Here is a 15,756-nt window from a genome sequence, read left to right as displayed (position 1 = left end):
GCGAAAGCACGTTCAGATGTTCCCGGTAAAGGGGGTTTTTCATTTTGAAGGTATCACAGGTAACGGTTCGGAAGAGGCTCTACTTCGCATTAATAATTGCGGTAATTGCCTTCAGTGCATTGGTGTTAAGGCTTGGTTATGTGCAGCTATGGATAGGCGGGGAAATTACGAAGAAGGCCGAGGACTCCTGGAGACGTGATATACCGTTTCAAGCGATGCGGGGAGAAATTGTAGATCGTAATGGAACTAGGCTTGCTTATAACGTTAGCTCACCGACGATCATGGCGATCCCGGTGCAGATTGAAGACGCCCGGGGAACGGCTCACAAGCTGTCTGTGCCACTAGGCATGTCTGAAGATCAGCTATATAAGCTTTTAACCAAACGGAAGGCTAATGTAGAGCTCAAGCCCGGAGGTCGAAAGCTTACAACGGAGAAAGCCCAGGAAATTCGCAAGCTAGCACTCCCAGGAATCGTTGTTTCAGAGGATAATAAACGCTACTATCCTTATGCGAATTTGGCGTCGCATGTGCTTGGCTTCACAGGTAGCTATAATCAGGGATTGACGGGCTTGGAGCTGCAATACAACGAAAGATTAACGGGATTAAGAGGAAGCGTCTCCTATCTCTCTGACGCGGCAGGCAGGAAGATGCCGCAATCCTCTGATAATTTTGTTCCACCGCAGGATGGTTTGAATTTGCAATTGACTATTGATCAGACGATTCAATCCATAGTGGAGCGTGAGCTTGACCAAGCTATGCTTCAATACCAAGCGAAGAGTGTCATTGCTATAGCAATGAATCCGAACACGGGGGAAATCTACGCCATGGGAAGTCGCCCGACCTTCCAGCCTGACAAGTATCAAGAAGTATCTTCTGAGGTGTATAATAGGAATCTTCCAATATGGATGACCTATGAGCCGGGTTCAACCTTTAAGATCATTACACTTGCAGCTGCCTTGCAGGAAGGAAAAGTTAATTTAGAGCAGGAGCACTTCTATGATCCTGGGTCTATAGAAGTGGCAGGAGCAAAGCTGCGCTGCTGGAAGAAGGGTGGGCATGGTAGCCAAACCTTCCTAGAGGTAGTTGAAAACTCCTGTAACCCAGGGTTTGTAACGCTTGGGCAGAGGTTAGGGAAGGATAAGCTTTTCTCGTATATTTATGATTTCGGATTCGGTAAGAAAACCGGAATCGATCTGAAGGGTGAAGAGAACGGGATTATGTTTAAGCCTAAGCAGGTCGGACCTGTGGAGCTTGCCACGACCGCTTTCGGTCAAGGGGTTTCCGTTACTCCTATACAGCAAATTACTGCCGTATCGGCCGCGATTAATGGGGGGAAATTGTTTAAGCCCTTTGTCTCTAAATCTTGGATTCAGCCGAATACCGGAATGATATTAGAAGAAACGAAGCCTGAGCTTGTCAGGCAGGTTATTTCACCGGAAACGTCCAAGAAAGTAAGAGAGGCACTGGAGAAGGTAGTTGCACAAGGGACAGGGCGTAATGCCTTTCTTGACGGCTATAGAGTTGGAGGGAAAACGGGGACAGCTCAGAAGGTTATCAATGGCAGATACTCGAAGGATGAGCATATCGTGTCCTTCATCGGGTTTGCGCCTGCCAATGATCCTCAGCTAATCGTTTATGTTGCCGTTGATAATCCACAAGGTATTCAGTTCGGGGGGGTTGTCGCAGCGCCGATTGTGCATAATATTATGGCAGATGCCTTACCTTTCATGGGGGTTAAGCCTTCGACTGATCAAGTGGAGAAGGAATATAAATATGGCAGCGGAGAGCCACGGGTTGTTACGGTGCCGAATCTAGTAGGTAAGACAGTATCTGACATCTATGAGGACATGAATTCCAACTTTCATTTAGCAAGTTCTGGAAGCGGGACGACCGTTGTACGTCAAGCCCCCGCAGCAGGGACGCGGGTTGATCAAGGTTCGGTCATCCGTATTTATTTAGGAGCAGGGGACTAAAGTTAGTTTTTCCCCTTGAATGATGAGGATATATTGGACGATAATGAGTGTACATTGTAGATGAGGTCGATAGGAGGCCGGTTTCTTATGAACTTACTTGAACTATCCCAGCAGCTATTGCTAGCTCGAATAATCGGCGATCCACACGTAGGCATTGAAAGCTTGGAAGTCGATTCGCGTAAGGTTGTTCCTGGCTGCTTGTTCTTCTGTTTGCCTGGGCATACAGTAGATGGACATGATTATGCGGCTCAAGCTCTGGAAAGAGGAGCTATAGCCCTAGTTACGACTCATGAGCTGCCTGTATCAGCCAAGCAGCTCATTGTGCCGGATACTCGGCAAGCTCTTGCGTTAATCGCTGATTTTTACTATGGTAGACCGTCTCATAAGCTTCACCCAATCGGGGTTACAGGCACAAATGGCAAAACGACGGTATGTTATTTAATTGAGCAGATTTGGTCTGATGCAGGAGTATCTGCAGGGGTTATTGGTACAATTGAAACCCGTTACGGGGGTAAGAGCTTTCCTATGTCGGGAACGACACCAGATGTGCTTGAGCTAGAGCAAATCTTTCATTCAATGGTTTCTGCTGGTACCGAGCGCTGTGTCATGGAGGTATCTTCCCACGCACTAGATCAAGGAAGAGTCAAAGGCTGTAGCTTCAGAACAGCTGTTTTTACAAATCTCACACAAGACCACCTTGACTATCACGGGACAATGGAAGCTTATGAAGCAGCAAAAGGACTTTTATTTTCAAGACTTGGCAATACATACTCCAATAATCCTTTAGAGCGAACTTTTGCAGTACTCAATAATGACGACGAAGCTTCTACCCGTTTGGCGAAGTATACAGCTTCTGAGGTTATGACCTATGGAATTGATAAGCAAGCCGATCTTAGAGCTTCTAATGTCAAGATAACAGCTAGTGGAACTTCTTTTGTATTAGATTCCTTCCTAGGTAGGCGTCAGGTCAGCCTGAGGTTAGTTGGTAAATTCAATGTATATAATGCTTTAGCTGCTTTAGGGGCAGCATTGTGTGAAGGCATCGATTTGGATGGGGCTATTAAAAGTCTAGAGAAGATTGCCGGAGTGCCAGGACGAGTGGAGCTTGTGAATGAAGGGCAGCCTTACGCCGTTATCGTTGATTATGCTCATACTCCTGACGGACTGGAAAATGTTCTGAAAACCGTTAATGAGATAGCTACTGGCGATGTCATTTGTGTGTTCGGTTGTGGAGGAGATCGCGATACGACAAAGCGTCCCATTATGGGCCGAATCGCGTCCGAGCTAGCTAATAGAATAATTGTTACTAGCGACAATCCTCGTAAAGAAAATCCGCTTGCTATCTTAAGCGATATCGAAGTGGGCATAAAGGAAGCGGGCCTGTCATCTGACCGATACGAGCTAGAGCCTAATAGGCGCGAAGCGATTAAAAAAGCGATTGATATGGCAAGCTCTGGCGATGTAGTATTGATTGCGGGGAAGGGTCACGAAACCTATCAAATAATAGGTGCGGTTACCCATGATTTTGATGATCGTCTCATAGCAGGCGAAGCGATAAGGAGTCGAAGCCAGTGATGCAGGCAACGGTTCGCGAAGTAGCCGAATGGAGTGGCGCGGAAGGAATTCGCAGCTATTCTGACGAGAGTGACAACATATTAACGGGCGTTTCAACCGATACACGTACAATATTGCCGGGACAATTGTTCGTACCTATACAGGGAGAGCGGTTCGACGGGCACGATTATGTTCAAAAGGCAGTGGATGCCGGGGCAGCTGCAGCTTTGTGGAATGCCAGCATCCCCACTCCAACAGATATCGATATACCTTTTATTTTAGTGGATAATACGTTAAATGCTTTACAAGCTCTATCTGTTGGTTATCTTAATAATGGCTTAAAGGCTAAAGTTGTGGCAGTCACAGGGAGCAATGGAAAAACAACAACTAAGGACTTAATTACCTCCGTTTTGTCGACAAGTTTTCTTGTACATAAAACAGAAGGAAATTATAACAATCATATCGGTCTGCCGCTTACCATTTTGAGTGCAGCAAGTAACACAGAAATACTCATACTGGAAATGGGGATGAGCGGACGAGGGGAAATTTCTTTGTTATCCTCTTTGGCGAAGCCTGACGTGGCAATTGTTACGAATATCGGAGAATCCCACTTGCTCCACCTTGGGTCTCGAAGAAATATTGCTCGTGCAAAGCTCGAAATTACAGACGGGTTGAAGCCGGGAGGCCAACTCGTCTATTATGGTGATGAGCCGCTGTTAGCTGAAGAGCTTGCTGCGTTGAACCTTGATAAAGAGATAAAATTAATTACCTTTGGTGAAAATTCGGATAATGACTGGATAGCCCGCTATATTAGGGTTACAGCTGAAGGAACACAGTTCTCCGTGGCAGGGGATGCGGATACGAGCTACACGCTGCCAGTGCCGGGTAGGCATAATGCGGTGAATGCTCTTGCCGCTGTTGCAGTTGGGCGATTGTTCGATATATCGTTCGCCAGCATTGGTGAAGGGCTCAAATCCACCAAGCTAACGGGCATGCGTATCGAACGGAGTGCAGCGAAGAATGGAGCAACGATTCTCAACGATGCTTATAATGCTAGCCCGACATCCGTTAAGGCGGCTATTAATCTCGTTGCTGAGCTATCAGGCTATCGCCGCAAGTGGATCGTGCTGGGCGATATGCTTGAGCTAGGAACGGATGAGGTTGAGCTTCATGGAGAAATCGGGCGTTATCTAAATGAATCGAAGACAGACTACGTTCTCCTATTTGGTCCCTTGTCGGAGCAAACCTATCGGGAAGCGACACTTGGGTTCCGTGAAGGTAATGTGCTGCATTTTCCAGATAAGGACTCGTTAGCCGAATATTTACTCGAGCATTCGGAAGCTGAAGATTTAGTACTCGTTAAAGCATCCAGAGGAATGCGATTAGAAGAAATCGTATCCATACTGCAGAAAGGAGCCAAGGAGTAACGGAATGGACTATACATTAATTTTTTGGACATTAGGAGTTTCCTTTGTACTTTCAGTTTTATTCGGACCTTTATTTATTCCACTCCTGCGAAGGCTCAAATTTGGACAGCAGGTAAGAGTAGATGGACCTGAATCCCATTTGAAGAAGACTGGCACACCAACGATGGGCGGCATTATTATTTTAGTTGCTCTAGTTCTCGCCTTCTTGAAGTTTGCAGATCAAGGACCAGAATACTGGGCATTGCTAACAGCATGCATGGGATTCGGTCTTGTCGGATTTTTGGATGATTATATTAAAATCGTCTTTAAACGCTCGCTTGGCTTGACCGCGAAGCAGAAGCTAATTGGACAATTGTTGTTTTCTGCCATTTTTTGCTTTATTCTGTATCATATGGATCACAGCACCGTCATTAGTGTCCCAGGCACAGACTGGTCTTTCGATCTTGGCTGGTCGTATTACCTATTAGTTGTTGTGATGTTTCTGGGCTCGACTAATGCAGTTAATTTCACGGACGGTCTTGATGGGCTGTTGTCCGGGACAAGCGCCTTGGCATTTGGAGCATTTGCTGTTATCGCAGTGGAGGCTACGCAGCCACAAGCAGCCGTATTTAGCGCAGCAGTCGTGGGCGCGGTTCTAGGCTTCCTTGTTTATAATGCGCATCCTGCAAAGATCTTCATGGGAGATACGGGCTCACTCGGTCTTGGAGGCGGTATTGCTGCCGTCGCTATTCTAACGAAAACAGAGCTGCTGCTCGTTATTATTGGCGGTGTATTCGTCATCGAGATGCTATCTGTTATCATTCAAGTTGCCTCATTCAAAACACGTGGTAAGCGGGTTTTCAAAATGAGTCCGATCCATCATCACTTCGAGCTTTCGGGGTGGTCGGAGTGGCGGGTTGTTACGACTTTCTGGCTTGCGGGTTTACTGTTAGCAGGAGTCGGGTTACTCTTATATAAGGTAAGCTAAGCGCGGCAAATAATATAACGCTTGCGTTACGATTTGTCGCCTCGAAAAAGGGGCTATAACGTGATGATGCAACTTACATCCTACCGAGGGCGGCATGTCGTCGTTCTCGGCTTGGCAAGAAGCGGCGTTGCAGCTGCCAAGCTGTTTCATAGCATTGGCGCTGACGTCGTTGTTAACGATATGAAGGCAAGAGATCTATGCCCTGAAGCTGATGAACTATCGGCTTTGGGCATTTCTGTTGTGTGCGGAGGCCATCCAGAAGGGCTTGTTACTCGTGAGACGGCGTTATTAGTCAAGAACCCGGGCATTCCCTATACGGCAGAACCGATCGTTGTCGCACAGCAGCTTGGGGTTGAGGTAGTAAGCGAGGTGGAGGTTGCGGGCCAAATTTCCTTGGCTCCAATTATCGGTATTACTGGCTCCAACGGTAAAACGACTACGACGACTTTAACGGGAGTGCTGCTGGAGGCTGCTGGACTTAAACCGCTTGTTGCAGGTAATATTGGGCGGCCTCTAAGTGAAGCTGTTAGTGAAGTGTCGCCGGAAGGCTGGCTTGTCGCGGAATTAAGCAGCTTTCAGTTAAAGGGAACCTCTGGATTTCGACCGAGTGTCGCATGCTTGCTTAATGTTGCGGAGACTCATTTGGACTACCACGGTTCCATTGAGGATTATGTCGAATCTAAGGCGAAAATGTTTGAAAACCAGACGATTGAAGATGTGGCTATCTACAATGAGGACGATGAAACCTGCCGACGTTTGGCGAAAAGGTTTAAGGCCAGCTTGTTACCTTTTTCTTTAACGCGATTATTGACGCAAGGTGTTATGGTTGATCCTCCCTACCAGGCCGTTCGTCCTGAAGAAGGCGAAATCGAGCTTGAGAGATGGATCATCCATCGCAGTCCAGAAGGAATAGAGCAGAGAATTATTCGTGTCGATGAGCTAGGCATTCTGGGGCGTCATAATACAGCGAATGCGTTAGCAGCAATTGCGATTGCTCTAGCAGCTGGGGCTGAGCCGGAGAAGCTGGTTGAGCCGCTACGCAATTTCCGCGGTGTGGAGCACCGTTTGGAATATGTTGGAACCTTCAACGGTGTAAAGTTTTACAACGATTCCAAAGCAACTAATCCGGTAGCGACGATAATGTCGATTTTATCCTTGCCATCCCCTCTGATCCTTATCGCAGGTGGATTGGACCGGGGCTCTGACTACATGGAGCTTCTGCCGATTTTCCGAGATAGGCTCAAGGGCTTAACGGCAATTGGCGAAACAAGAGAGAAGATTGGCAGAGTAGCAGCTTTATCTGGTTTAACGAACGTTAAAGTCGTCGAACCTATAGATAACGCTGAGCTTACGCTTCGCCGTGCCGTAGAGGAAGCAGCAGCCATGGCTGAGCCTGGAGACATCGTTCTCCTGTCTCCTGCGTGTGCTAGCTGGGATATGTTCTCTTCCTATGAGGATCGGGGTCGCATTTTTAAGCAATCGGCGCATACGTTGTAGAAGGGGGCTTGTCCCCACTTCTGCTTACCGTGAGGTGCCCGGTTCATGGCCAAAACTCGTTCCGTTCCTGATGTTTGGATGATCGCCGCTACACTTGGTATACTGGCCATTGGCGTGGTCATGGTGTATAGCGCTAGCGCTGTCGCAGCTTTTCATGATTATGGAGATTCCTATTACTATGTGAAAAGGCAATTGGTGTTCGCTGTCTTAGGTCTGGTAGCTATGTTCATTACGATGAATGTAGATTATACCTTCTGGAAGAAATGGGCGGGACCAGCTTTACTTGTCTGCTTTGGAATGCTCGTTATCGTTCTAATACCAGGCCTTGGCGTAGTCAGGGGCGGAGCCCGCAGCTGGCTGGGCATCGGTTCATTTGGTATTCAGCCATCGGAGTTTATGAAGCTAGCGATGATTTTATTTTTGGCGAAGCTGCTATCAGAAAGACAAAATCAGATTACCCATTTTACAAAGGGTCTACTTCCACCGTTGAGCATTATCGGAGCGGCGTTCGCGCTTATTATGATTCAGCCGGACTTAGGTACAGGCACTGTGATGATTGGCGCATCTTTGCTGGCCATCTATGTTGCGGGCGCGAGACTCGCCCATCTTGGGGGATTAGCTTTGATAGGTGTCTTTGGCCTAGTTGGGCTAATAGCAGCTGCCCCTTATCGACTACAGCGAATAACGGCATTTTTAGATCCTTGGCAAGACCCGCTTGGCGCCGGATACCAGTCTATTCAATCTCTTTATGCCATAGGTCCGGGAGGGCTGGTCGGTCTTGGACTAGGAATGAGCCGTCAGAAATATAATTATTTACCGGAACCGCAGACGGATTTTATTTTTTCTATTCTTGCCGAAGAGCTTGGCTTTATCGGCGGGGCCTTGCTCATTCTATTATTTTTGCTACTTATTTGGCGAGGAATGAGAACGGCTATTACACTTTCAGATCCGTTTGGAAGCTTGCTGGCTACTGGAATCGTTGGTATATTTGCAGTCCAGGTTTTAATCAATATTGGTGTCGTTATTGGCTTGATGCCGGTTACGGGTGTCACTTTGCCTCTCGTTAGCTATGGAGGGTCTTCGTTGACATTGTTGTTGACGGCGCTTGGCATTTTACTTAATTTATCCCGTTATTCGAGGTGACGTTTATGCGTGTTGTGTTGACCGGAGGAGGCACGGGAGGGCATATATACCCCGCGTTAGCTATAGGTCGCGAGGTAACGGAAAGACAACCCGGTTCGTCTCTACTATACATCGGGACGAGTCGCGGATTAGAAAGCAGAATCGTGCCGGAGCAAGGAATTGCCTTCGAGGATGTTACGATTACAGGCTTCCGTCGTTCTCTTTCTTGGGAGAACGTGAAGACTGTCGTAAGATTTGTTCAAGGTGTTCGTCGCTCTAAGCAGTTACTCAGAAAATTTAAACCAGATATCGTTGTAGGTACTGGAGGATATGTATGTGGACCAGTTGTATACGCAGCCTCAAAGCTTGGTATTCCAACACTAATCCACGAGCAAAATGTGATACCGGGGCTTACAAATAAGTTTTTAAGTCGCTACGTGGATGCAGTTGCGGTAAGCTTTGCTGAGTCAGTGAAGTACTTTGATCGTTGCTCCAATGTTATACACGCAGGGAATCCCTGCGCGTCAGCAGTCGTTCATGCTGAGCGTGACAGAGGCTTTGCCTCTTTAGGGCTTAATCCAGGTACGCCTTTTGTTCTCATCGTAGGTGGAAGTCGGGGAGCTAAAGCACTCAATGATGCACTGACAGAGATGATGCCGATGGTGTCAAATTTGCCTCAGGTTCATTTTGTGTTCGTGACAGGTGACAGATTTTACGAAGCTACTTCCTTGCAAATGAAGCAGCTGCCTTCTACGATTGCCAAACGAGTGCACGTCGTTCCTTATATTAACAATATGCCTGAGGTTCTTTCAGCCGCATCGCTTGTCGTCAGCCGCGCTGGAGCTTCTTCTCTTGCGGAAATTACTTCGCTAGGTATTCCATCGATTCTGATTCCTTCGCCCAATGTGACGAATAATCATCAGGAGCCGAACGCTCGAAGCCTTGCAGATGCAGGAGCCGCTGAGATGATTCTAGAAAGAGATTTAACAGGCGGGCTATTATATAGTCATATTAATGCGATTATGGGCGATAGCGCTCGAAGAAGCTTGATGGCGCATGCCTCACGTGAATTAGGGATGCCGGGAGCAGCTAGTGCGATATATGATCAGATTACTCGGGTTAACCGGAAAAGATAAATTCATCTTGTCCTTCAGATAGCTTGCTAGTGGGCATTTGTCACCACCCCCGCCCAGTTGTCATAAGATACTGCGTGATCGTGACTGTCGCTCTTAAAGCACCAGTAACGACGGCAACGTGCAGCCCTGAAGGACTTGCAAGGAGGATAAAGCCATGCAACAGTTGGTCGCTGAGCTAGAACAAGCACGAATCGGCCATGTGCGCTTAAATGAGCCGCTCGCTGGATATACGACTTGGAAAATCGGCGGACCTGCGGATCTATTTCTAATCCCAGGAACTGAGGAAGAGCTTGCAGCATCGTTATCTTTGCTGCATCGCCATGGTGTACCCTGGTGTGTGCTCGGTCGGGGCTCCAATACTTTGGTGTCCGATAAAGGGGTTCGAGGAGCTGTCATTAAGCTAGGTGACGGTTTCGACGAAGTACGTTTTGAGGGCGAAACGGTGATCGCGGGCGCATCGTATTCGTTTATCAAGCTGTCGGTCATGTCCGGCAAGCAAGGGCTAACTGGTCTGGAATTCGCGGGAGGAATTCCTGGAACGGTTGGCGGTGCCGTATACATGAATGCTGGTGCGCATAGTTCGGACATTTCACGTATCCTACAGTCAGCCGACATTATCTGGGAAGACGGTAGTCGGGCAGTACTCGGGAATGAGGAGATGGGATTCTCCTATCGGCACTCCATTTTACATGAACGGCGGGGTATTGTTACTCGTGCGGTATTCCGTTTGGCTAACGGAGACCGCATGGAAATCGCGGCGGCGCTTGCTTCTTTTAAGGACCGCAGACTGCGTACTCAACCGCTTCAAATGGCTTGTGCGGGCAGTGTTTTTCGCAATCCACCTAATGATCACGCAGCACGGCTAATAGAAGCGGCGGGATTGAAGGGGTTACGGGAGGGTGCTGCTGAAGTTTCTGAATTACACGCTAACTTTATCGTTAATCACGGTGGTGCAACGGCTGAGGACGTCCTCACCCTCATGCGACGAGTTCAACAAAAGATTGAACAAACCTATGGAATATTATTAGTGCCGGAGGTTCTCATGTTGGGTGAGCGGTAACCCGGAGGTGAAACCCTTGGACAATTTGGTGATTGAAGGCGGACATCCGCTTTCGGGCACCATTCGTATCCACGGCGCCAAAAATGCCGCTTTGCCGATTTTGGCCGCCAGCTTGCTCTCGGAAGGAAAAGTGACAATCCGAAATGTTCCCCGGCTGCTTGATATTGAGGTCATGCTGGACATTTTGCGGGATCTCGGGTGTAAAGCCCGACATCAGGATACGGTGGTGACGGTTGATACGTCAGTCGCAACATCCTCTCACATTCCGGAGACGCTGATGCGTAAAATGCGTTCCTCGGTGTTCTTGATGGGGCCACTTCTAGCGCGTTTCGGAGAAGTTCAGCTTTATCAGCCTGGAGGATGTGCTATCGGTGAAAGAAAGATTGACTTACATCTTCGCGGTCTTGCGGCACTTGGTGCGAATATAGAAGAAAAGGGCAGCAGAATCGTTTGCTCTGCCCGTCGTCTCATTGGAGCCGAAATTAGCTTGGATTTCCCTAGTGTCGGAGCTACAGAAAATATGATGATGGCTGCTGTTTTGGCTCAAGGCCGGACAACAATCATTGGAGCAGCAAGAGAGCCTGAAATACAGGATCTGCAGCAATTCCTTAATCAGATGGGTGCACAGGTAAAAGGGGCTGGCACCGATACGATTACGATAGACGGAGTGAGCTCGTTGTACGGCTGTGAATTTGAGGTTATTCCAGATCGAATTGTTACCGGCACTGTTATGGTCGCCGCTGCCGCAACTCGAGGAGAAGTTACCTTAGAAAACACACAGCCTGGACACCTGACTTCTCTCATTCACGTTCTACGACGCGCAGGTGTTCAAATTGAGGTAGGCAATGATATAATAAATGTAGGTGGGTTACATCGCCCACTTGCGGTTGACCGTATTGTAACTTCACCATACCCAGCGTTTCCGACCGATCTGCAAGCTCAGGTCATGACGCTTTTAGCGTTAGCGGATGGTGTAAGTGTGATGAAGGAAACGATTTTTGAAGGTAGATTTAAGCATGTCGATGAATTGTGCCGTATGGGTGCCGATATACGGGTCGACTTGAACAATGCTTTTATTCGAGGAGTTCCTCAGCTTTACGGTGCAACAGTCGAAGCAACCGATCTGCGAGCAGGGGCAGCGCTTGTCATTGCGGGATTGGCCGCTCAAGGCCGCACAATTGTGGAGCAGGTGCACCATATTGACCGTGGATATGATCGAATAGAAGAGATGTTCCAACAGGTTGGTGGGAATATTACCCGCGAGGTTAACAAGAGCAGGGTTTATAGCTAACGGTGATACGTCCCGCCGCAGAAGCTTTCTTCCGCGCGGGGCTTTTTTATTAAATAATAGGGACAAGACTTGATAGAGTTCGTACGAGGTTGAAAGCTATCACGCACCGTCACACCTCGCGAGAGGTGCCCTACAGTAAGTAGGCTCGAGGAATAAAGTAGTTTAGGTAGATAGAAGAGAGGGGGGCGGATAATGACCGAACGAATACCTGCACTTAAACGGGAAGATAAGGTTCCGAAAACTCGACGTGAAAAAAAATGGCTTAGAATATTAATTGCTCTCCTGATTATTGTTCTTATCGTGTTGTTTTTCCGTTCCCCGCTAGCTAAATTTTCGGAAATTCAAGTAACGGGTATGGTTTATTTAACCAAAGAAGAAGTGACGAAGGCTCTAGGGGTAGCTCCAGGCGACTCTTTCTTTGTACCGGGTACGGGGAAGCTAAAGAAAAGAGTAAGCTCGCTAAAACCTATTGAGAGTGTAAAAATAACGAAAAAATTTCCAAGTGTGCTTCGTGTAGAGGTTAAGGAATATCCACAAGTAGCTGTGCAGCTTGCAGCAGATGGTAAGGTGCTTGCAATACTTTCTAATGGATTGTCATTAACAATACCAGAAGGCCATTTGCTGGATAAGCCAATACTTTCTGGGTGGAAGCCGAATGATCCTATCTTAAATGCACTTTGCGCAGTGTTAAATGAGCTTCCAGCCTATCTTCTTGCAGATTTATCGGAAATTCATCCTGCTCCTTCAGCGGCGTACCCTAACCGGATTAAGCTCTTTACCCGTTCCCGTTTTGAGGTCGTAACAACGGTAGAAAGGTTGCCGGATAAAATTACCTATCTTAGTGATATTGTGCAAAATCGGGAGCCTGGTAAGATTATTATGTTGGAAGCAGACACTTATTTGCCGTATTCAGCAGAAAATGTAACAGATGTAATTCAATAAGCCGATAAAACTAAGGAAAAGGACACTACTCAATACACAAAAAGAATGCTAAACTTTCATATACGGGTGAAAAGGGGATAATTATTGAGAGCCTTTCATCAAATATAATAAGCTACTAAAAAAAATGTTGAAAAAAGAGGGAAAACCTCGTGGATGTGGAATAAGTAGAGGAAGCATCCCTTGTACGCAGCCACTTTCATCAATACGGGAGGTGCCACCGTTTGAGTAACAATGACCTCATTGTCAGCCTGGATATAGGAACATCGAAAATCCGGGTGATTATCGGGGAGATTAGCAACGGGGCCATTAACATCATTGGCGTAGGATCTGCAGATTCCGATGGAATCCGTAAAGGCGCCATTGTAGATATTGACCAAACCGTGCAGTCCATCCGTAATGCCGTTGATCATGCAGAGCGCATGGTCGGCATTGGAATTAGCGAGGTTTACGTCGGGATTTCCGGCAATCATATTGCATTGCAAAGTAATCACGGAGTCGTCGCTGTTTCCAACGAAGATCGAGAGATTGGCGAGGAAGATATTGAACGTGTTTTACAAGCTGCCAAAGTGGTTGCCTTACCACCTGAACGAGAGATCATCGGACTTGTTCCTAAGCAATTTTTAGTAGACGGGCTGGCGGATATTCAAGATCCGCGCGGCATGATTGGCGTCCGACTCGAAGTCGAATGCACGATTATTACAGGTACTAAAGCAGCTGTACATAACTTGATGAGATGTGTTGAGAAGGCGGGTCTACGTATTTCTGGCCTTATCCTTATGTCTCTAGCATCAGGAATGATGGCTTTAACCAAAGACGAGAAGCAGATGGGTACGGTTCTTGCCGATATTGGTGCAGGATCTACTACACTTGCAATCTTCGAGGGAGGAAGTCTTGCAGCGGTTTCTACGCTCCCGATCGGTGGAGATTACGTGACTAGCGATATTTGTTACGGACTTAAGACCCAGACGGAACATGCGGAAAAAATTAAGCTGAAGTATGGGTGTGCCCGTACGGAGGATTCTGCAGATGACCAGAAGTTTAAGGTGATGAGGGTTGGCAGTAATATGGAGAAGGAATTCTCCCAATTAGATTTAGCCAACATTATTGAGCCTCGTATGCAAGAAATTTTTCAGATGATCCGTCAAGAAGTGAAAAGACTGGGATATCTTGAAAAAATTAATGGGTACGTTCTAACTGGTGGATCTGTTTCTTTACCTAGCGTTCTTCCATTGGCTCATATTGAGTTGGAATCCAATGTTAGAATTGCTGTGCCAGATTACATCGGTGTAAGAGACCCTTCTTTCAGCAGTGGTGTTGGCATGATTCAATATGTAACCAAATACGTTCGAACACGCGGCGCAGTTGGAACCAAACGCTCTCCTAAAGCCAAAGCTAGTGGGAGTACGAGTGCGAGTACGGCATCCAAACCTGGCATAGTTGAATGGTTCAAAAACATGTTCAAGGAATTCATTTAAGCCGCCGCTTATTAGGAACCATTCATGCGAAGCAAGGAGGAGTAAATAAATTATGTTGGAGTTTGATTTTGAGATGGAACCACTTGCAAAAATCAAAGTCATCGGAGTTGGTGGCGGCGGTAGCAATGCTGTAAATCGAATGATCGAGAACGGCGTTAAAGGTGTCGAGTTTATTACTGTTAATACAGATGCGCAAGCATTGCATTTAACGAAATCCGAACAAAAGCTGCAGATTGGGGACAAGCTTACTCGAGGACTCGGTGCGGGGGCTAATCCGGATGTAGGTAAAAAGGCTGCTGAGGAGTCTCGTGAGTTTATTACGAATACACTTCGTTCAGCGGACATGGTATTCGTTACTGCTGGTATGGGTGGCGGTACAGGGACTGGAGCAGCTCCTGTTATTGCCGAGCTGGCCAAAGAATGTGGAGCTCTTACCGTTGGAGTTGTTACGCGGCCCTTTACTTTCGAAGGACGTAAACGGTCTGCACAAGCAGAGCTTGGCATTGAAGCACTGAAGGAGAAAGTGGATACTCTTATCGTTATTCCTAATGATCGACTATTGGAAATCGTAGATAAGAAAACGCCTATGCTTGAAGCCTTCAGGGAAGCTGACAACGTTCTACGTCAAGCTGTACAAGGCATATCCGATCTAATTGCCGTTCCAGGCTTGATAAACCTTGACTTTGCGGACGTTAAGACAATTATGTCTGAACGTGGATCAGCGTTAATGGGTATTGGAATGGCATCTGGTGAGAATCGTGCGATGGAAGCAGCGCGTAAAGCAATCATGAGCCCATTATTGGAAACATCCATTGAAGGCGCTCGTGGTGTTATTATGAATATTACTGGCGGCTCTAACTTATCCCTCTATGAAGTCAATGAAGCTGCGGAAATTGTTATTTCTGCTTCTGATCCGGAAGTTAATATGATTTTCGGTGCTATCATTGACGATAACTTGAAGGATGAAATTAAAGTTACCGTAATTGCTACCGGGTTTGAACATAAAGGCCCAACTCGTCGTACTGCCGCACCTATTGCTCCACCTATTTCCTCAGAGACAGCAACAAGCTCAAGCTCTGGAGAAACTCGTCAAGCAGGAAATCTGCGCCCTTTCGGTAATCAAAATCTATCAAGTGATCAACTGGACATTCCAGCATTTTTACGAAATCGTCCTCGTGGAGAACGTTAGATTTAATAAATGATTAATAACATCTTTTGCTAAACTCCGATTCCCAGCTGTGGAATCGGGGTTTTTTTGTGTTATTCAGTAAGTATAAGTATTCACGCTTATCCATTTCTGAATAACCTCTTA

At 47.0% G+C, this 15,756-nt stretch carries 12 protein-coding genes; all 12 read left to right on the top strand.

Annotation, left to right across the window (positions count from 1 at the left end; translation table 11 throughout):
* Window positions 1–44: 44 nt before the first annotated feature.
* The 12 genes from KCTCHS21_RS20000 (at window position 45) to ftsZ (ending at window position 15,633) form a co-directional block, all read left to right on the top strand.
* On the top strand, window positions 45–1,973 hold the full coding sequence (locus KCTCHS21_RS20000; protein WP_130612398.1) for a stage V sporulation protein D: 1,929 nt from the start codon (window positions 45–47) through the stop codon (window positions 1,971–1,973).
* Between the two features lie 87 nt (window positions 1,974–2,060).
* Entirely contained in the window at window positions 2,061–3,548 is a 1,488-nt protein-coding gene (locus tag KCTCHS21_RS19995; protein ID WP_130612395.1) for a UDP-N-acetylmuramoyl-L-alanyl-D-glutamate--2,6-diaminopimelate ligase, read from the top strand.
* Window positions 3,545–4,954, top strand: coding sequence for a UDP-N-acetylmuramoyl-tripeptide--D-alanyl-D-alanine ligase (locus KCTCHS21_RS19990; RefSeq protein WP_130612392.1), 1,410 nt, complete (start codon window positions 3,545–3,547; stop codon window positions 4,952–4,954). Before KCTCHS21_RS19995 ends, KCTCHS21_RS19990 begins: the two co-directional genes overlap by 4 nt.
* 4 nt (window positions 4,955–4,958) lie before the next feature.
* Window positions 4,959–5,921 (top strand): phospho-N-acetylmuramoyl-pentapeptide-transferase, encoded by a 963-nt coding sequence (mraY, locus tag KCTCHS21_RS19985; RefSeq protein WP_130612389.1) that lies wholly within the window; start codon window positions 4,959–4,961, stop codon window positions 5,919–5,921.
* 63 nt (window positions 5,922–5,984) lie between these two features.
* On the top strand, window positions 5,985–7,418 hold the full coding sequence (murD, locus tag KCTCHS21_RS19980; protein WP_130612386.1) for a UDP-N-acetylmuramoyl-L-alanine--D-glutamate ligase: 1,434 nt from the start codon (window positions 5,985–5,987) through the stop codon (window positions 7,416–7,418).
* A gap of 45 nt (window positions 7,419–7,463) precedes the next feature.
* Complete coding sequence (gene spoVE / locus KCTCHS21_RS19975) at window positions 7,464–8,561, top strand: stage V sporulation protein E (protein ID WP_130612382.1); 1,098 nt, start codon at window positions 7,464–7,466, stop codon at window positions 8,559–8,561.
* Between the two features lie 5 nt (window positions 8,562–8,566).
* On the top strand, window positions 8,567–9,676 hold the full coding sequence (gene murG / locus KCTCHS21_RS19970) for an undecaprenyldiphospho-muramoylpentapeptide beta-N-acetylglucosaminyltransferase (RefSeq protein WP_130612379.1): 1,110 nt from the start codon (window positions 8,567–8,569) through the stop codon (window positions 9,674–9,676).
* Between the two features lie 154 nt (window positions 9,677–9,830).
* Entirely contained in the window at window positions 9,831–10,736 is a 906-nt protein-coding gene (gene murB / locus KCTCHS21_RS19965) for a UDP-N-acetylmuramate dehydrogenase (RefSeq protein WP_130612376.1), read from the top strand.
* Between the two features lie 16 nt (window positions 10,737–10,752).
* Window positions 10,753–12,027 carry a UDP-N-acetylglucosamine 1-carboxyvinyltransferase gene (gene murA, locus KCTCHS21_RS19960; RefSeq protein WP_130612373.1) on the top strand — a complete coding sequence of 425 codons (1,275 nt, stop codon included), beginning with the start codon at window positions 10,753–10,755 and terminating at the stop codon, window positions 12,025–12,027.
* 192 nt (window positions 12,028–12,219) lie between these two features.
* On the top strand, window positions 12,220–12,969 hold the full coding sequence (locus KCTCHS21_RS19955) for a cell division protein FtsQ/DivIB (protein ID WP_130612370.1): 750 nt from the start codon (window positions 12,220–12,222) through the stop codon (window positions 12,967–12,969).
* 221 nt (window positions 12,970–13,190) lie between these two features.
* Window positions 13,191–14,444 (top strand): cell division protein FtsA, encoded by a 1,254-nt coding sequence (gene ftsA / locus KCTCHS21_RS19950; RefSeq protein WP_130612366.1) that lies wholly within the window; start codon window positions 13,191–13,193, stop codon window positions 14,442–14,444.
* A gap of 52 nt (window positions 14,445–14,496) precedes the next feature.
* Window positions 14,497–15,633 (top strand): cell division protein FtsZ, encoded by a 1,137-nt coding sequence (ftsZ, locus tag KCTCHS21_RS19945; RefSeq protein ID WP_130612363.1) that lies wholly within the window; start codon window positions 14,497–14,499, stop codon window positions 15,631–15,633.
* Window positions 15,634–15,756 lie beyond the last annotated feature (123 nt).

Origin of the sequence: Cohnella abietis (genome assembly GCF_004295585.1) — a bacterium.
Taxonomy (GTDB): Bacteria; Bacillota; Bacilli; order Paenibacillales; family Paenibacillaceae; genus Cohnella; species Cohnella abietis.
The sequence above is the reverse complement of the archived record's forward strand: the minus strand, read 5'-3'. Positions and strand labels throughout refer to the sequence as shown.

Excerpts from the sequence above, each read along its gene's own strand:
- KCTCHS21_RS19995 (WP_130612395.1), top strand. The coding sequence starts at position 2,061 with ATGAACTTACTTGAACTATCCCAGCAGCTATTGCTAGCTCGAATAATC.
- mraY (WP_130612389.1), top strand. The coding sequence starts at position 4,959 with ATGGACTATACATTAATTTTTTGGACATTAGGAGTTTCCTTTGTACTT.
- murD (WP_130612386.1), top strand. The coding sequence starts at position 5,985 with ATGATGCAACTTACATCCTACCGAGGGCGGCATGTCGTCGTTCTCGGC.
- spoVE (WP_130612382.1), top strand. The coding sequence starts at position 7,464 with ATGGCCAAAACTCGTTCCGTTCCTGATGTTTGGATGATCGCCGCTACA.
- murG (WP_130612379.1), top strand. The coding sequence starts at position 8,567 with ATGCGTGTTGTGTTGACCGGAGGAGGCACGGGAGGGCATATATACCCC.
- murB (WP_130612376.1), top strand. The coding sequence starts at position 9,831 with ATGCAACAGTTGGTCGCTGAGCTAGAACAAGCACGAATCGGCCATGTG.
- KCTCHS21_RS19955 (WP_130612370.1), top strand. The coding sequence starts at position 12,220 with ATGACCGAACGAATACCTGCACTTAAACGGGAAGATAAGGTTCCGAAA.
- ftsZ (WP_130612363.1), top strand. The coding sequence starts at position 14,497 with ATGTTGGAGTTTGATTTTGAGATGGAACCACTTGCAAAAATCAAAGTC.